The organism is Candidatus Dormiibacterota bacterium, from assembly GCA_035635555.1.
Classification (GTDB): domain Bacteria; phylum Acidobacteriota; class Polarisedimenticolia; order Gp22-AA2; family Gp22-AA2; genus Gp22-AA3.
This window is the reverse complement of record DASQAT010000014.1, coordinates 17,014-34,944: the sequence shown is the minus strand read 5'-3', so window position 1 is coordinate 34,944 and position 17,931 is coordinate 17,014. Positions and strand designations below refer to the sequence as shown.

At 67.8% G+C, this 17,931-nt stretch carries 9 protein-coding genes; 4 read left to right on the top strand and 5 right to left on the bottom strand.

Annotated features, from left to right (window positions below; translation table 11 throughout):
* Positions 1 to 2,517: VIT domain-containing protein (locus VEW47_04210; protein ID HYS04376.1), on the bottom strand; the 2,517-nt coding region annotated here is incomplete at its 3' end.
* Between the two features lie 226 nt (positions 2,518 to 2,743).
* Here VEW47_04210 and VEW47_04205 point away from each other — a divergent pair.
* Positions 2,744 to 6,130 (top strand): S41 family peptidase, encoded by a 3,387-nt coding sequence (locus tag VEW47_04205; protein HYS04375.1) that lies wholly within the window; start codon positions 2,744 to 2,746, stop codon positions 6,128 to 6,130.
* Here VEW47_04205 and VEW47_04200 read toward each other — a convergent pair.
* The 4 genes from VEW47_04200 to VEW47_04185 form a co-directional block, all read right to left on the bottom strand.
* Complete coding sequence (locus VEW47_04200; protein HYS04374.1) at positions 6,075 to 9,194, bottom strand: efflux RND transporter permease subunit; 3,120 nt, start codon at positions 9,192 to 9,194, stop codon at positions 6,075 to 6,077. The two genes, VEW47_04205 and VEW47_04200, sit on opposite strands and share 56 nt — an antisense overlap.
* Positions 9,191 to 12,520: an efflux RND transporter permease subunit gene (locus VEW47_04195; GenBank protein HYS04373.1), complete on the bottom strand. Its 3,330-nt coding sequence runs from the start codon at positions 12,518 to 12,520 to the stop codon at positions 9,191 to 9,193. The genes VEW47_04200 and VEW47_04195 overlap by 4 nt, the downstream gene beginning before the upstream one ends.
* A gap of 19 nt (positions 12,521 to 12,539) precedes the next feature.
* A complete protein-coding gene (locus VEW47_04190) occupies positions 12,540 to 13,772 on the bottom strand; it encodes an efflux RND transporter periplasmic adaptor subunit (GenBank protein ID HYS04372.1) in 1,233 nt (410 codons plus the stop codon).
* A 136-nt stretch (positions 13,773 to 13,908) separates the two neighbouring features.
* Complete coding sequence (locus VEW47_04185) at positions 13,909 to 14,370, bottom strand: hypothetical protein (GenBank protein ID HYS04371.1); 462 nt, start codon at positions 14,368 to 14,370, stop codon at positions 13,909 to 13,911.
* Positions 14,371 to 14,410: 40 nt separating this feature from the next.
* Between VEW47_04185 and VEW47_04180 the strand changes: the two genes are divergently transcribed.
* Genes VEW47_04180 through VEW47_04170 form a run of 3 tightly spaced genes read left to right on the top strand, consistent with a single transcriptional unit; the run spans position 14,411 to position 17,841 of the window.
* On the top strand, positions 14,411 to 15,685 hold the full coding sequence (locus VEW47_04180) for a DUF1343 domain-containing protein (GenBank protein HYS04370.1): 1,275 nt from the start codon (positions 14,411 to 14,413) through the stop codon (positions 15,683 to 15,685).
* A 9-nt stretch (positions 15,686 to 15,694) separates the two neighbouring features.
* On the top strand, positions 15,695 to 16,852 hold the full coding sequence (locus VEW47_04175) for a mechanosensitive ion channel family protein (protein ID HYS04369.1): 1,158 nt from the start codon (positions 15,695 to 15,697) through the stop codon (positions 16,850 to 16,852).
* The gene (locus tag VEW47_04170; protein HYS04368.1) at positions 16,849 to 17,841 is read left to right on the top strand and encodes an ornithine cyclodeaminase family protein; all 993 of its coding nucleotides are present in this window, start codon (positions 16,849 to 16,851) and stop codon (positions 17,839 to 17,841) included. The genes VEW47_04175 and VEW47_04170 overlap by 4 nt, the downstream gene beginning before the upstream one ends.
* The last annotated feature ends 90 nt before the right edge of the window (positions 17,842 to 17,931 follow it).

Sequence of the window (17,931 nt, the reverse complement as noted above, 5' to 3'; positions counted from 1 at the left end):
GATGTACTCGGCCGTGAAGTAATACCAGGCCTTGTCCTTCTTGATCGGCCCGCCGAGCGACAGGAACGGCGTGAAGTCGTTGAATTTCAGGTCGCGCAGGCCGAGCTCACCCAGGCCGCCGTGCAGCTTCGGGTCGTCGATTCCTGCTCCGTCCCCGTCGAACGTCTTGCCGCGCCAGTAGAAGCTGAACTTCCCCTCGAACTCGTTCCCGCCCGACTTGGTGACCAGAGTGACGAACCCTCCCTCGCCCCGGCCAAACTCGGCGGTCGCCCCCGCCGTCATTACCTCGATCTCCTGGATCGAGTCGATGTTGATCTCCTGTCCCCGCTTCCCGGTGAGCGGGTCGTTGGTCGAAACGCCGTCCACGAGAGTGATGACGTCGGTGTCGCGCGATCCATGAATCGTCGGGTTGCCGTCGCCGTCCACGTCCGACACGCCCGGGGCGAGCGTCAGGACGTCCTGATAGTTGCGCCCCAGGATCGGCAGGGCCTCGATGAACTCGGAGTTGAAGACCGTCGAGGTGGTGGTCGAGTCCGCATTGACGACGTCGCCCTGGGCGGCGACCCGGACGCGCTCCGCCAGCTCGACTCCCCCCGATGCGGCGTAGGTCATGTCGTACTTGACGCCGGGCGGGGTGCAGACCGGCACCTCGACGAGCGCCGGGTTCTCGGGTCCGGTGTCGATCTGTTCCTCGACGGCGACGAAGGAGGTGTACTTCGAGACCAGTCGGTGGGCCAGGGCGATGCGGGTGATCTCCTCGACCAGCGCCGGTTGTGAGCCGACGATGAGCTGATCGGAGAGGTCCTCGATGCGGGCGCGGGCCCACAGCGTGCCGATCGCCTCGCCTTCGTCTTGCCGGTCGGGAAGCTCGACAGTGAAGCGTTGTTCGTACGGCTTGCCCCCCAGTCGGGCGCGCAGAATCACCTCGGACGTCCCCGGCTGCCCGTAGCGGCCATAGACGGCGACAGGCTGGCCGAGGAACAGGTCGGGGATCTCGCGGGGGTACATGTCGGTCACGCCGAGCCCTCCCCAGTCGATCTGGATGTCGGTGAGGTGCGGGCTGCGGATCCGGTCGTAGAAGCGCCGGATCGACTTGCCGGAGTCCTCGCCAGGCAGGACGTATTTCACCGCGCCGTGGCCGAAATCCGCCATCTTGTCGAGCAGATACCGGTTGACGGAGGTGCCGACACCGAAGGAGAAGAGCCGCGCGCCGCCCAGGTGCTTCGACATGTAGGCAAGGATCGCCTCCTCGTTGCCGATGTACCCGTCGGTCATGAAGGAGACGATGCGCAGACGCTCCGGATCCTCCGGGTACGACAGCGCGGTCTTCACGCCCTCCAGCATGATCGTGCCGCCCTCGCCCGACAGGCGGGCGACGTATTGAAGCGCGCGCTCGATGTTGCCGGGGGTCGCCAGGACGGGAGCGGGCTCGAAGGTCTTTGCCCGTTCCGAGAAGCGCACGATCTGGAAGGTGTCGCGCGGATCCAGGCCCTGCAGGGCGTATCGCATCGCCTCCTTGACCTTCTCGATCGGCTCGCCGCTCATCGAGCCGGAACAGTCGACCACGAAGATCATCTCCTTCGGGGTGATGTCCGTTTCCGACGGGTTCGCCTCGGGCTGGACGAGCATCAGGAAGTAGCCGTCCCCCTCCCCGCGGTGGGGAAGGACGATCAGGTTCGGGGCGTCGCCATCGACCCGGTAGCGCAGGACGAAGTCCCGGTTCGGGATCGAGTCCTCGTCTTTCAGCCGGACGATGTCGCCGCCACGTCCGTTGCTCTCGACGCGGATCTGATGCGTGGGGGAGACCAGCTCGCGCACCGTGGCGCCGGCGTCCAGACGCACCTCGAGGGAGATGTCGTGCCCGGTGCGCGTCTCGGGCCGGATCCCCGGAGGCGTGATGCGCGACGCGTCCGGCACCTCGGTCGTATCGGGGGAGAGACCGCGCTCCCCTTGCGTCGTGGGATCGCCGGGGATGAAGCGCGGTCCGACCACCATCGGGAAGGAGAACTCGTAATCGCCCGAGGCGTAGGGGACCGTCTCGAAATAGCGGATCGTCACCACCACCTCTCTGCCGGGCAGGATGTTCGCCACCGACTGGGTGAAGATGTTGGGCCGCTCCTGGTCCAAAAGGGCGGCGACATGGCCGGCCTGGCGGGCCGTCTCGTACATGGCCCGGGCCTCCTCCTTCTTCTTGATCAGCCCCTTGATCGTCCGTTCGCCAACCTTGATCTCCATGTCATTGACCGCGGCGCGATCCGGCAGCGGGAAGACATAGACCGCCTCGATCTTCCGGTCGTAGGGATTCTGGAAGGTCTGGGTCACCTCGACCTGCGCCACGTTGCCGGTGATCTCGGCGACGACGTCCGTGTGCTTCAGCGGGCACTGCTCGACCGGCCCGCCCCGCGTGAGAACGCGCAGCTCGCCGCCGGTGGGCGCGAGCTGATCGGCCCGCGCTGCCAGGGGGACCACGAGGAGAAGGAGGAGAACGAGACACAATTGGCCGACGATCTGTTTCATGACGGCACCTCCGACGAGTTCTCTCGTCCCCCGCATTCAATCTACGAGGACTCGAAAGGAAGTGCCGTCCCGATTTCCCTCCAGGCGCGGTCTCCGGGGCGCAGCGATCGCGGAGTCCGGACAGCAAACCGACCAGCCGACGCTCCGAACCGAACCCCAGACTGACTTGACGCGGGCCCTGGGAGCGGGTAGAAACGCGGGCGCACCGACAACCAAGGAGCCCACGATGCGCCGCGCGCCGTCCCTGCGTTTCATCCCGCTGACCTGTGCAGTCCTCATCCTCCTCGGCCTTCTCCTGGTCGCCTGGCCGGCCGCCTCGCCCGGCGCGGTCGAGACGGACGCGACGTCCGCGACGCGGCTCCTGCGCTTCCCGACGCTGTCGCGCGACTCGATCGCCTTCGTGTACGCGGGGGACCTCTGGGCGGTGGCGCGGAGCGGCGGGGTGGCCCGGCAGCTCACCTCCGACCCGGGGCTCGAGATCTTCCCGCGCTATTCGCCGGACGGGAAGTGGATCGCCTTCACCGGGCAGTACGACGGCAATCGCGACGTGTACGTCATCCCGGCGGAGGGGGGCGTGCCGAAGCGTCTGACCTTCTGGGCCGACACCGGCCACCCCGCCGAGCGGGCCGGACCGAACAACATGGTCATCGGCTGGACGCCGGACGGGAAGCGGATCCTGTTCCGATCGCGGCACCAGGCCTGGGAGGACCGCGCCGGGCGGCTGTACACCGTCGCTCTCGAGGGCGGCCTGCCGGAGCCGCTGCCGATGCCGGAGGGGGGGCTGGCCGCGTATTCGCCCGACGGCAGGCGGGTCGTCTACAACCGGATCTGGACGAACTTCCGCACCTGGAAGCGCTATCGCGGCGGGATGACCCTGAGCCTCTGGATCTACGATCTCGCCGGCAACAGGCTCGAGCCGCTGACCGAGAACGACAGCAACTCGACCGAGCCGGTCTGGATCGGCGATCGGATCATCTTCGATTCGGACAGGGACAAGACGTTCAACCTGTACTCCGTCGATCCGGGGTCGAAGAAGGTCACCCAGCTGACCGACCACAAGGACTACGACGTCCGCTGGGCGTCGGGAGGACCCGACGGTGTGGTCTACGAGAACGGCGGGGATCTCTACGTCTACGACATCGCGGCCGCGAAGAGCGCCAAGGTCGTCGTCCGCGTCCCCGCCGAGCGGCCGGCGGCGCGCCCCGGCTTCGTCCCGCTCGCGGAGAAGATCACCGAGTTCGGCCTGTCCCCCGACGGGAAGCGGGCGCTGTTCGTGGCGCGCGGCGAGATCCTGACCGTCCCCGCCGAGAAGGGGAACACGCGCAACCTGACGAACTCGTCGGGGGCGCACGAGCGCGGGGCCTCCTGGTCCCCGGACGGTAAGTGGATCGCCTACCTTTCCGATCGGACGGGAGAGGAGGAGATCTGGATCGAGCCTCAGGATGGATCGGCCGCGGCGCGGCGCGTGACGACCGACGGGCACTGCTGGCGCTTCGGACCGGTCTGGTCGCCCGACGGCAAAAGGCTCGCCTTCGCCGACAAGGACCAGAGGCTGTACTGGGTCGACGCCCTGGGCGGCAAGGTCACGCTCGCCGACCAGGCGAAGGAGGCGGAGATCAACGACTACGCCTGGTCCCCGGACAGCCGGTACCTGGCCTACTCGAAGCAGCACCCGGACCAGATGAGGCAGGTCTTTCTCTTTGCGATCGAGACCGGCAAGGTGACGCGTCTGACGTCCGAGATGAACGACAGCCGCACCCCCGTCTTCGACCCCGGGGGCCGCTACCTCTACTTTCTCTCCGACCGCGACCTCAACGCCGGGGTCGGGGCGTTCGACTTTTCCTATGTCTACGACAACGTGACGCGGGTCTATGCCGTGACGCTGCGCAAGGATCTCCCTTCCCCGTTCGCGCCCGAGTCGGACGAGGTGCAGGTCGGCGAGGCGGGAAAGGAGGCGGGTGCTTCCGAACCGGCGTCGAAGGAGAAGGACGCCGGCAAGGAGAAGAAGACGGGCGGCAAGGCGGCCGCGAAGGAGGTCGCGCCGATCCGGATCGATCTGGACGGAATCGAGGACCGGATCGTCGCCTTCCCGATGGAGCCGGGAACGCTGTCGCACATCGCCGCGAGCGCGTCGTTCGTCTATTACATGACCGGCCCGGCCCCGACCCTGGGGGGCGCCGGGGACGACGACGGGGCGCCCAAGGGCGTGGTGCACGCGTTCGATCTGGAGAAGCGCAAGGACGCGGTGTTGATCGCCTCCGTGGGCGGCTACGACCTCTCGGCCGACGGCGCCAAGGTGATCTACGCCGCCGACAAGCAGTACGGCATTCTGGACGCGAAGCCGGGGACGGCGCCGGCCAAGGCCGGGGACGGCGTCTTGAAGCTCGATGCGATGTCGATGCTGCTCGATCGGCCGGCCGAGTGGCGGCAGATCTTCGACGAGACCTGGCGCCTCGAGCGCGACTTCTTCTACGTCCCGAACATGCACGGCCTCGACTGGCCGGCGATGAAAACGAAGTACGGCGCGCTCCTGCCGCACGTCGCGCATCGAAACGCCTTGACCTACATCATCGGCGAGATGATCGCCGAGCTGAACATCGGCCACGCCTACGTCGGCGGCGGCGACTTCCCGAAGACGAAGACGGTGCCGATCGCCCTGCTCGGCGTCGACTACGCCCTCGACAAGGCGACCGGTCGTTACCGCATCGAGCGCGTCCTGCAGGGACAGAACTGGATCGAGGCGCGCCGCTCGCCGCTCACCGAGCCGGGCGTGGACGTGCCCGAAGGGTCGTACGTCCTGAAGGTGGACGGCGTCGACCTGAAATCACCCGACCTGCCCGACGATCTGCTGCAGAACAAGACCGGCGGCACGGTCACCCTGACCGTCAACTCCCGGCCGGACGACAAGGGGGCCCGGCAGGTCACGGTGCGGCCGCTCGAGGACGAGGAGCAGATCCGCTACTTCGACCGGATCGAAACGAACCGGAAGAAAGTCGAGAAGGCGACCGAAGGCAAGGTCGGCTACGTGCACATCCCGAACATGGGGGGGGACGGCCTCAACGAGTTCGTGCGCCAGTACTACCCGCAGATCCGCAAGCAGGGGTTGATCATCGACGTGCGCAACAACGGCGGCGGCTTCGTCTCCGAGCTCATCCTCGAGCGGCTTCGCCGTGTGCTGGCCGGCATGGGAAACAGCCGCAACGGCGGCGTCACGACCTACCCCGCGCAGGTCTTCTACGGACCGCTGGTCTGCCTCATCAACCACTACTCGGCGTCCGACGGGGACATCTTCCCCTACTTCTTCAAGAAGTACGGGCTCGGCCCGCTCATCGGCACACGCACCTGGGGCGGCGTCGTCGGTATCCGCGGCTACTCGCCGCTGGTCGACGGCGGCTACGTCACGCGTCCCGAGTTCGGCACCTACGGCATCGACAGCCAGTGGGTCATCGAGGGGCACGGCGTCGACCCCGACATCGAGGTCGACAACCGCGACGACCTGGTGGTGCAGGGGCGCGACCCCCAGCTCGAGAAGGGGATCGAGGTCGTGATGGAGCAGATCAGGAAATCCCCGAAGACGCTGCCGCCGGTCCCGGCACCGCCGGTGAAGAACTAATCCCGCCTGCCGGCTGCCGGCGCAGCCCGGGGTCGGACGAGCGCCAGAGATCGCCGAACCAGCGCGCCACCGCCTCGACGCCGATGTTGATGTACGGCAGGACGATGAGCGTCAGGATCGTCGACGAGGCGAGGCCGCCGATGACGGTGCGGGCCAGCGGGAAGTAGTACGCCTCGCCGACGCTCGTGCTGCCGAGCGCCAGCGGGATCAGGCCGACGATGGCGGTCAGGGCGGTCATGAGGACCGCGCGCAGCCGATCGCGCCCCGCCTGAATAATCGCCTCGTCGCGACCGAGCCCCGCCTTGCGCAGCTGGTTCATGTGATCGAGCAGGACGATGCCGTTCTTGACGACGATGCCGATCAGCATGAGCAGCCCGATCCACGCCATGATGTTGAGCGGGGTGCGCGTGGCGGTCAGGAGCCACATCGCCCCCGGCAGCGCGAAGGGGATCGAGAACAGGATGGCGAACGGCTGGGCGATCGACTCGAACAGCGACGCCATCGCCAGGTAGACGAGCACGAGAGCCAGGACGAAGTTCGTCAGCATCTGATCGTTCTCCTCCCCCTGCTCGAGGATCTTGTCGTCCCACGACCAGGAGTAGCCGGGCGGGAGGTCGAACGCGTTCATGAGCCCTTCGATCTCGGCGCGCGACTTCGTCCATTGCTTCCCTTCGTAGGTGGCGTTCACCGCGACCCGCTCCTTGCGGTTCTCGCGGGCGATCTGATCGACCCGGCGCACGATCTGGAACGCGGCGATGTCCCCCAGCAGGATCGGGTGATCGGGGGGGCCGATCTGGATCTTCCGGAGGTCCTCCAGGCTCTCGCGGTCGACCTGCCGCAGCTCGAGCCACGAGTCGACCTCACGGTCGCCGGCATTGAACCGGTTCAGGCGCATGCCGCCGAGGGTGAACTGGAAGACCTGCGATACGTCCTCGGCGGTCAGCCCGGCGCGCCGCGCCTTGTCTCGGTCGATCACGACCTGGACCTCGTTCCGCCCCTTGTTGAGGGACGAGTTGATGTCCTGGACTCCGTCGACGGTCCCCAGCCGGCGCACCGCCTCGTCCGCCAGCTTGGCGAGAATGGCGCTGTCGTACCCGAAGAATTTCACGGCGAAATAGGTGCTGTCGCCCCCCCCTTCCGTCTCGTCGGCGAAGAAGATACGCGCGCCGGGAACCTGGGGCAGGCCGGCGCGGATCGTCTTGCGCAGCTCCTTCACCTCGTCGTCGCTGAGGTCCTCCCGTGACATGTTGAGGACCGAGTGGGCCTCGTTCTCCTCGAAGACGCTGTACACCGTCTTGATCAGGAACTTGTCCCGGTTCGCGTCGAGATACTTCTCGACGACGTTGACCGCCTTCTCGGCGTCCGACTTGTAGGCGAACTCGGAGAACTCGTACTGCAGGAAGAGGCGCTTGTTCTGGATCGCCGCGAACATCGCCGCGGGCAGAAGGCCGGTGAACGGCGGGATGACGCCGACCACGAGCCCGAGGACCACGATGAGCATCGTCCAGGCCTTGTGCCTGAGCGTCCACCCCAGCGTGCGCGCGTAGCGCTCCTCGAGCCAGGCCAGGCTCTTCGGCTGCGCCGCCGGCCTTCGCCTCAGCCACCACGCCGACATGAGCGGGATGAGGGTCAGGGACGAGAACAGCGAGCAGGCGAGCGAGATCGAGATCGCGATGCCGATCTCCTTCAGCCAAGTGGTGAGCTCCGTCCCCGCCCCGACCACCAGCGGCAGGAACACGATGATCGTCGTCAGCGTCGAACAGGTCACCGCCATCGACACGTCGTGCGCGCCGACGAGCGCGGCCTTCGACGCGTCGGGCTCGGTCCGGCGCTTCCTGTCGATCGATTCGAGGACGACGATGGCGTCGTCCACCAGCATCCCGATCCCGAGCATCAGGCCGCACATCGACAGGACGTTGAGGGACTTCCCCATGAAGTACATGAGACCGCAGGCCGCCACGACCGAAAAGGGGATCGACAGCGACACGATGAGGGTCGAGTCGAAGCGCCGCAGGAAGTAGTAGAGGACGACGACCGCGAACAGCGCCCCGAGGATGCCCGCGTTCTTGAGGCCGTCGATGCCGGAGGTGATCTGCTTAGCCTGGTCGTCGAAGGTGAACACCTTGATCCCCTTCAGCAGGGGATCCTTGTCGATGTCCTCCGTGATGACCTTCATCACGCTGGTCGCGACGTCGACCGTGTTGGCCGTCGACTCCTTGAAGACGTCGAGCGCGACCGCCTGCGTCCCCTCGAGGTGCCGCCCGTGCGCTATCGGCGGCTCCTCGTAGCGGATCTCGGCCACGTCCTTGAGCCTCAGCCCTCGGTCGTTGACGGTCAGGTCCTCGATCGCCCGCAGCGAGTCGAAGGCCCCCAGGGCGCGCGCCGTGTAGCGCAGCCCGTCGTGGCTGACCTGCCCCAGGACCAGGTTCGAGGTCGCCCCCTGCAGCCGCTGCAGGAGCATCCCGATGTCGACGCCATGCTGCTTGACGCGGTCGAGGACGAGGTCGATGAAGATCTCGCTGGGGGCCACGCCGTCGAGATTGACCCGGGCCACGCCGGGGATCCGCCGGATGCGGTTCACGACGCGCGACTCGAGCAGGTCGTAGTTCTTCGACAGGTCGATCCCCTGGGCGGCGATGCGGGACTGCACGACCGGGATGTCGCTGGTGTTGAACGAGAAGATCAGGACCTCGCCGATCCCCTGCGGCAGGCTCGACTTCACCTGGTCCATCTTCTCGCTCACCTTCATCCGGACGATGTCGAGGTTCTGCCCCCATTTGAACTGCATCTGGAACTCGGCGCTGTCGGCCGTGGAGGTCGAGCCGAGACGCTTCACCCCCGGGATCGTGGCCAGGACCTCCTCGACCGGCTTGGTGATCTGCTTCTCGATCTGGGTCGGGTTCGAGTTCGGGTAGGGAATCGTGATGCCGATGAACGGGAGATCGACGTTCGGCAGGAAGGCGAGCGGCAGGCGCTGCATGGCGATGCCGCCGACCACCATGACGCTCAGGAGGATCATCAGTGTGGTGACCGGGCGCTTGATCGAGAGCTCGGGAAGGCTCATGGCTCCGTGCGCGACTCCAGGGGGCTGCCGAGGGCCGGCTGCGGCAGGAAGCCGGCGCCGGGAACGGCGCTCGCTGATTCACTCTCCGTGACCGCCGGCCCGCCACCGGAGCCATCCACGGGCACCGGCCCGGCGGCCGTCTGCGGGACGAAGGCCCTGCGGTCCAGAAGCGTGTAGATCACCGGGATGACGAGGAGGGTCAGGACGGTCGAGACGCTCAAGCCCCCGATGACGGTCACAGCCAAAGGCCCGCGCAGCTCGGCCCCCTCGCCCAGTCCGAGCGCCATCGGCAGGAGTCCGAGGATGGTCGTGGCGGTGGTCATCAGGATCGGCCGCATGCGCCTCAGCCCCGCCTCGACGAGCGCCTCTTCGCGCGCCATCCCCTCGGATCGCAGCATGTTCACGGCGTCGATCAGGACGATGGCGTTCTTGACGACGATTCCGGCCAGCATCACGGCCCCGATCATCGCCACGACGTTCACCGAGTGGCCGGTGACGACCAGGGCCAGGACCGCGCCGATGACGCCGAGGGGCACGGTGAACATGACGACGAAGGGGTGCAGAAGCGACTCGAACTCGCAGGCCATGACCAGGTAGACCAGGAAGATCGCCAGCGCCAGGGCCAGCTTCAGGGACCGGAACGAGCGTTGCATCTCCTCTTCCTGGCCGCTCAGGCCGGCGACGACCCCCATCGGCAGCGCTTCCCTCCCGATGACGCTCCGCACGTCCGCGGCCACCGCCCCCATGTCGCGTCCGGAGATGTCCCCGGAGATGATCGCGGCCCGCTTCTGGCCGACCCGCCGGATCTCGCTCGGCCCCTGCGCGAGCGTCACGTCGGCGACCGATTTCAGATAGATCGGCACGCCGTCGCGCTGTCCGACGATGAGATCGCTCACGTCGCTCACGGAGGCGTTCCCGACGTCGACCGAGCGGACCAGGATGTCGATCTCGCGATCCCCCTCCAGGAAGCGGGTCGCGACCTCCCCCTGCACCTTGTTGCGCACCGTCGCCGCCACCTGGAAGAGATCCAGACCGAGCTTCGAGAGCTGCTCACGGTGGAAGCTCAGCTGCAGCTCGGGGTTGCCGACCTCCATGGAGGATTTCACGTCCACGAGGCCGGAGACCGTCCCCATCTCCCGCTTCAAGGCGGCGGCCGCCGATTCGAGGTCGGCCAGGTTGTCGCCGTACACCTCCACTTCGATCGGCGTGCGGAAGGTGAAATAGGACGGACGCTCGAACTTGTAGCGCGCGATGGACGACGCCTCCAGACGCGCGCGCAGGATGGCGGCGACCGCCTCCTCGTCCTTGCGCCCCAGCCCCTTCTTCAGCCGCACCTGGATGCGCGCGGCGTTCTCCCCCTCGCTCCCCGTGTTCGACAGCGACAGCCCGGCGCCGCCGATGATGCTCGAGACGGCGTCGACGCGCGCGTCGTCCGCCACCGACTTCTGCACGTCCTGCACGAAGCGGTCGGTCGATTCGAGCGGCGTTCCCTCCGGCAGCTCGACCTGGAAGCTGAACTCCCCCTGCGAGAAGGACGGGATGAGATCGACACCCAGGTTCCGCGCCAGGACCAGCGACCCTAGAAAGGCGATGAGGGCCGTCGCCAGGACGGTCCAGGGCGCGCGCAGAGCCCAGCGGAGGGCGACCGGGTAGGACGTCATGATCGCTTCGAGACCGCGGTCGAACGACGCCGTGATCGGACGGGCGACCACCGCCAGGCCGTGCCCGATCCCCGCCAGCCAGCGGCGGACGTGGCCCAGCGCCAGGGGTGGCCAGGAGACGAACGCGGTGTGCGTGGTCCGCCGCAACCGGCCGGCCCCCTCGGGCGCGGCGGCCGGAAGACGCGTCTGCGCCGCGTCGCGCGCCGTCCCCATCATCGCCGACACCAGCGGGATGATGGTGAGCGACACGACCAGGGACGCCATGAGCGAGAACGACACGGTGAGCGCCTGGTCGCGGAACAGCTGGGCCGCGATCCCCTCGATGAACACGACCGGCACGAAGACGGCGACGGTCGTCAGGGTCGAGGCGACGACGGCGCGGCCGACCTCGGACGCGCCGCGCTGGGCGGCCACGGCCCCGGATTCCCCCCGCTCGCGTCTCTTGAAGATCGCCTCCAGGACCACGATCGAGTCGTCGACCAGCATGCCGACGCCGAGCGCCAGCCCGCCGAGCGACATGACGTTCAGCGTCGTGCCGGTCTGGTACATCAGGAAGAAGGTCGCGATGATGGAGATCGGGATCGACACGCCGATGATGATCGTGCTGAACAGGTCCTTCAGGAATAACAGGATAATCAGGATCGACAGGGCGCCCCCCTCGAGCGCGTTGATGATGACCTCGTTGATCGAGTCCTGGATGAAGCGCGACTGGTCGACGCCCGTGGTCACCGTGATGCCGGCCGGCATCTCCTTCTGGACGCGCTCGAGCCGCTTCTGCACGGCGCGGGCCACCCCGACGGTGTTGGCGTCCCCTTCCTTGTAGATCGCCAGCTCGACCGCCTCCTGCGCCTTGAAACGCGTGATCGCCTCGCGCTGCTTGTGGCCGCGCGTCACCTCCGCCACGTCCGACATCAGGATGTTGCGCCCGTCCTTCGAGACCAGGACCGTGTTCATGATGTCGTCGAGGTCTTTGAACTCGTTGCGCGCGCGCACCAGGTAGCGCGCCTCCTGCTCGTACAGGCTGCCGCCCGCCTGGTTGACGTTCTCGCGCAGCAGCTTCTGGTTGACGTCCTGGATGCCGATCCCCATCAGGGCCAGCTTCCCCTGGTCGACCTTGACCTGGATCTCCTCTTCGTAACCGCCGTTCACCTTGATCGCCGCGACCCCGTCGGTCGATTCCAGGTCTTTCTTCAGCACCTCGTCGGCCACGTAGCGCAGCTGGTACAGGTTCGAACCGCCGGTCAGGTACAGGCGAAGGATCGGATCGTTGTTCGGGTCCAGACGGAGGACGACCGGCTTCTCCGCCTCGCGCGGCAGGCGGACGAGATCGAGCTTCTCGCGGACGTCGAGGGCGGCGAAGTCCATGTTGCGCCCCCAGCCGAACTCGAGAGTGACCTGGGACAGCCCCGGCCGCGACACCGACGTGAGCCGCTGCACCCCCGCCACGACGCCGACCGCCTCCTCCACGGGACGGCTGACGAGCGATTCGATCTCGGCCGGCGCGGCCCCCTGGTAGCGGGTCTCGACCGTCAGGCTGGGATAGGAGATGTTCGGCAGCAGATTGATCGGCAGGCGGGTGAAGGCGACGCAGCCGAACACGACGAGCGCTATGGCGCACATCGCCACCGTGACGCGCCGTTTCAGCGAGAACTCGATGAGGCTCATCGGCCTGGGGCCTCCGGCGTCAGCCGCGGACCGGCCGATCGGCGACACCGCCGAGATCGGAGGCCTCGGGGGCGGGGATGACCTTGATCGGCGAGCCCTGCTTCAGCCCGCCCTGCCCGGCGACGATCACCTGCTCTCCCGGCTTCACACCCGACAGCGCCTCGATGCGGGCCCCCTCCTCGAGACCGAGGGAGACGGTGCGCTTCTCCGCGATACCGGCGCTGGCGACGAAGACGTAGGCGTCCTGCAGCTCGCGGATCACCGCCTCGCGCGGCAGAAGCACGGCCTGAGGATGGGTCTCGCGCACGATGTCGATGGTGACGAAGGCGCCGGGGCGAACTTCCGGCGGCGGCGCCGTCGCCTCGACCGTGAGCTTGACGGTGCCGGTCGCCGTGTCGACCACCGGGCTGATCTGGCGGATGCGGCCGTGGAAGCGCGTCTGCTCGCTCGCCTTCATTGTGATCCGGACCTCGCGCCCCTCCTTCAGCCCGATGACGTCCTTCTCCGGCAGGAAGATCTTCGCGATCAGAGGATCGAAGTCGGCCACCGTGAACAGCTGGTCGCCCGGGCGGATATGCTGCCCGAGCTTCAGGAACCGCTCGGTCACGCGTCCGCCGAACGGGGCGCGGATGGTCGTCTTGGCGAGGCGCCACTGGGCCTCGGCCAGCTCCTGCTGGGCGATCTGGTTCTCGAGGTGGGTCCTGTCGAACTGCTCCTGGCTGATCAGGTGCTCCGCGACCTCCTGCGCCGCCCGGTCGTAGTTCAGTTTCGAGTTCTCCAGCCGGACCCGCGCCTTGGTGAGGGCGATCTCGGCGTCGTCCTTGACCAGCTGGGCCAGGACCTGCCCCTTGCCGACCTTGTTCCCCTCCTCCACCAGGACCTCCGCCACCCGCCCCTCCGCCTCGGCGAGGACCTTGACGTCGGCCTCGGCCACGAGATTGGCGGTCGAGCTGATGTAGGCCGAGACCGGCCCCGTGGCGATGGCGGCCACGCTCACCGGCACCGGGGCCTTCTCCTTCTCGTCCCCTTCCTTCCCCTTCCCGGGAGTGGCCGCTTTTCCAGTGGCCTTGGTGCTGGCCAGGACGACGTCCCCCGATGCCCCGGTCGATTTCGCGTCGCTACGGGCCAGGGCTTCGGATGCGGATGCGGATTTTTGGTAGATGAACAGGCCGGTCGCCGAGGCGGCCACGACCAGGATCAGCAGGATTGAGGAGAAGACGAAGGCACGCTTGCGACGAGAGGTGGAAGGCATCTGGGTCTCCGGGCCTAAGTTGCGCGTTGTGGAACACGGTCACCGTCAGTGTCCATCCGTTCAACGGAGGGGCGTGGCTCCCGGTTCCCGGTTCTTTCCGGCGTCTGCGAGTGGTGGCGGGTATTGCAACGCGGGACTACTTCGCCTTCTCGATGGTGAACTTCCCGAACGCGAACCCGATGTCCAGCCCGCGTCCGGTTCCGTGCAGGGCGAGCGAGACCTCTCCCTTGGTCAGGGCCTGCGCGTCGGCCGACTTGCCGGCCCCGGCGTGCGCCTCCGACTGGGCGTACGATCCGAACAGCTCGTTGATGCTCCGGGCCCCGGTGAAGCGTCCCGTGCCTCCGACGATCTCCGATTTGCCGAACGTGATGCCGCCCCCCTTCGCCTTGATCCTGACCCTGGCCGTCTGACCGTCGTCGCAGGTGATCGTGCCGTCCCCCTGGGCGGTCTTGTAGAACGCGGACCATCCCTTCAAGTTGAACGTCATCCGGCAGGAGACCAGCTTCTGGTCGCGGGCCAGAACGCCTGAGGGGGCCAGGATCGGCAGGACGAGCGCGCACAGGAGAATATTTTTCAGGACGATCCGGCCGGGCGGCATCGAGGATCATTATGTCACGAGCGGGTATAATCCGCGCCTCATGACGCGCCGAGCCGTCCGCCCGCGCCGGGCCCCGCGTGTCCGGACCGGGATCGAGGTCCTGGCCCGGGCCCGGCCGCGCTGGCTCAGGAACCGCCGTGTGGGTCTCCTGATGCACCCCGCCTCGGTCACGTCCGAGCTCGTCTCGTCGCGGCGGATCGTCCTCGACCTGTGCGGGCGCAAGCACCTGCGCGCGCTGTTCGGTCCGCAGCACGGCATCGCCGGAGAGAAGCAGGACAACATGATCGAGTCGGGGCACGGGGACGACGCCGATCTCAGGATCCCGGTCCACTCCCTCTACTCCGAGACCCGCTCGCCGACTCCGGAGATGCTGCAGGACATCGACGTGCTGCTGGTCGATCTACAGGACGTCGGGACGCGCGTCTACACCTTCGAGTGGACCACGGCGTTGGCCCTCGAGGCCTGCGCGAAGGCAGGGAAGGAGGTGGTCGTCCTCGACCGGCCCAATCCGCTGGGCGGCGATGTGGTCGAGGGGAACCTGATCCGTCCCGGCTACACCTCCTTCGTCGGTCTCTATCCCGTGCCGATGCGCCACGCCCTGACCCTCGGCGAGCTGGCGGCGCTGGTCAACGCGCGCCTGGCCGGCGCCGGCCGAGGGAAACAGACCCGCCTGGCACTCCGCAAGGACGGAGCCGGTTACCGCTGCCCGGGACTGTGCGAGCTGACGGTCGTGCCGATGGACGGCTGGCGCCGGCGAATGCGCTTCCCCGACACCGGACTGACCTGGGTCCTCCCGTCCCCCAACATGCCGACGTTCGACACCGCCGTCGTCTACCCGGGACAGGTCCTCCTGGAAGGCACGAACGTGTCGGAGGGGCGCGGCACCACGCGGCCGTTCGAGATCTTCGGCGCCCCCTGGCTCGACACCGGGGCGGTCCGACGGCGGTTCGAGGCGCGCCGTCTTCCCGGCCTGCTCCTGCGCGATCATCCCTTCGAGCCGACCTTCCACAAGTGGGCGAAGGAGGTCTGCCAGGGGTTCCAGATCCACGTCACCGACCCGGAGACCTTCCGGCCCTATCTCTCGACCCTGGCTCTCCTGCAGGACATCGTCGCGGCGCACAGGGACCGGTTCGAGTGGAAGAAGCCGCCGTACGAATACGTGACCGACCGGATGCCGATCGATGTCCTGACCGGCGACCCGGCCGTGCGCGAGACGATCGAATCGGGAGCCGATCTGCGGGGGCTGGAGCGCGCCTGGCGCAGGGAGATCGTCGCGTTCGAGAAGGAGTCCAGGGGGTTCCACCTCTACGCCTGAGGAGCAGCGATGCCCGCGCTCGACAACCTGACGGCTCTCCAGTGGGCGGCTTCTCCCTGGATCCAGGCGCCGGCAGCCCTGGTCCTCTGGATCGGCCTGTTCCTCGTCGTCAAGACGATCGTCCTCGGCGCCCTGCGCCGGATGGCCGCGAAGACCGCGTGGACCTGGGACGACATCCTCATCGAGGCTCTGTCCACCCCCCTGCTCATCACCATCCTCGGAAGCGGCTTGCTGGTGTTCGACAGGATCCTGCCGCTCGAGCCGGAATGGGATCGCGGCTTCGATGTCCTGTTCGCATTCTCGATCTCCCTGGCTCTTGTGCTGTTCGTCGATAGAGTCACGCGCGGCGTGCTCGACCGGCTCGCCTCCGAATCGCCCGTCCTGAGCGGTGCCCGCGGCCTCATCCAGGGGAGCGTGCGCGGCCTCGTGATCGGTCTCGGGCTCCTCGTCTTCCTCGACAGCATCGGCATCTCCATCACCCCGATCCTGGCCTCCCTGGGAGTCGGCAGTCTGGCCGTCGCGCTGGCGCTCCAGGACACGCTCGCCAACCTGTTCGCCGGTCTCTACATGATCGCCGACAAGCCGATCGAGCCGGGGCACATGATCAGGCTTCCGGGGGGCGAAGAGGGGTACGTCACGCGGGTCGGCTGGCGCAGCACCTGGATCCGGATGCCGCAGAACAACATGCTGATTCTTCCGAACTCGAAGCTGGCAGGCAACACGATCATCAACTATGACCTGCCGCAGCCGGACATCACCGTCACGGTCACGGTGGGCGTGCACTACGCCAGCGATCTCGACGCGGTGGAGAGGGTGACGCTCGAAGTGGCGCGCGACGTGCAGCGCACCGTGCAGGGAGCCGTCCCGGATGCCGAGCCGGCGGTGCGCTACCAGGGGTTCGCCGACTCGTCGATCCAGTTCCAGGTCGCGCTCCGCGCATCCGATTTCCCGGGGACGGCCGTGGTCCGGCACGAGTTCGTGAAACGACTGCAGCGCCGCTACCGCAGCGAAGGGATCGTCGTCCCGTATCCGGTGCGCACGCTCGATATCCCGCCCGGCCACGCCGCGGGACTCAAGGAGGCGCTGGGGGGCGGCGCGGGCGCCCCCGCGCCGGAGCGACCCGTCGGATTCACCGTCCCCGGTCCCCCCGAGAGACGCGGTTCATGAGGCCCGCCGGCGTCCTGTACCTGTCGCGGGCCGACGTCGAGGCGGCCGGCGTCCCGATGCGGGCGATCATCGAGCGGCTCGAGGAGGTGTTCCGCGAGAAGGGCCACGGACGGACGGAGATGCCGCCGAAGCCGGGGATCCATCCGGGACCGCCGGGCAACGACAATTTCATCCACGCCATGCCGGCCTACCTCCCCGCCCTGAGCGTGGCCGGGGTGAAGTGGATCGGCGGCTTTCCCGGGAACCAGGCGCGCGGTCTCCCCTACATCTCGGGGCTCCTGATCCTGAACGATGCGGCCACAGGTCTGCCCGTGGCGATCATGGACGCCACCTGGATCACGGCGATGCGCACCGGTGCTGCGACGGCCGTCGCGGCCAGGCACCTGGCGCGCAAGGGGGCCGCGTCGTTCGGAATCCTCGGCTGCGGCGTGCAGGCGCGCACGAACCTCGAGGCGGTGGCGGCGGTGCTCCCCTCGCTCAAGGAGGTGCGCGCCTACGACATCCACCCGGAGAGGGCGGCGCGTTACTGCGAGGAGATGGGAAGAGCCCATCCGGGGCTGCGTCTCGCCCCCGCGGCGACGCCCCGTGAAGCCGTCGAAGGCCTCGATGTCGTCGTCACCGCCGGTCCGATCCTGGCGAAACCGGACCCCGCCATCCGGCCCGAGTGGCTCTCGGATGGCGCGCTCGGTGTGCCGCTCGACTACGACTCGTACTGGAAGCCCGAGGCGCTGGCCGCGGCGGACCGCTTCCTGACCGACGACACGCCGCAGCTCGTGGGCACGCGCGCCGGCGGGGTCTTCTTCCAGCGCATCCCGGAGGTGTACGCCGACCTCGGGGAAGTCGCCGCCGGTCTCAAGGACGGGCGCCTCCACGACCGCGAGCGTCTCATCTGCATGAACCTCGGAATCGCCCTCGAGGACATGGCGACGGCCCTCCTCGTCCTCGAGCGCGCCGTCTCGTCGGGGCTGGGGACCCGGCTCCCTCTGTAGGAGCGTGTCCTGAGTCGGCGCGGGCGGTTGCCGTCGCCGCGGCAGGCATGCTAGAGTCGGGATCCCTGTTTCAAACGGTTGTTTCGAAGG

Excerpts from the sequence above, each read along its gene's own strand:
- VEW47_04205 (HYS04375.1), top strand. The coding sequence starts at position 2,744 with ATGCGCCGCGCGCCGTCCCTGCGTTTCATCCCGCTGACCTGTGCAGTC.
- VEW47_04200 (HYS04374.1), bottom strand. The coding sequence starts at position 9,194 with ATGAGCCTTCCCGAGCTCTCGATCAAGCGCCCGGTCACCACACTGATG.
- VEW47_04195 (HYS04373.1), bottom strand. The coding sequence starts at position 12,520 with ATGAGCCTCATCGAGTTCTCGCTGAAACGGCGCGTCACGGTGGCGATG.
- VEW47_04190 (HYS04372.1), bottom strand. The coding sequence starts at position 13,772 with ATGCCTTCCACCTCTCGTCGCAAGCGTGCCTTCGTCTTCTCCTCAATC.
- VEW47_04185 (HYS04371.1), bottom strand. The coding sequence starts at position 14,370 with ATGCCGCCCGGCCGGATCGTCCTGAAAAATATTCTCCTGTGCGCGCTC.
- VEW47_04180 (HYS04370.1), top strand. The coding sequence starts at position 14,411 with ATGACGCGCCGAGCCGTCCGCCCGCGCCGGGCCCCGCGTGTCCGGACC.
- VEW47_04175 (HYS04369.1), top strand. The coding sequence starts at position 15,695 with ATGCCCGCGCTCGACAACCTGACGGCTCTCCAGTGGGCGGCTTCTCCC.
- VEW47_04170 (HYS04368.1), top strand. The coding sequence starts at position 16,849 with ATGAGGCCCGCCGGCGTCCTGTACCTGTCGCGGGCCGACGTCGAGGCG.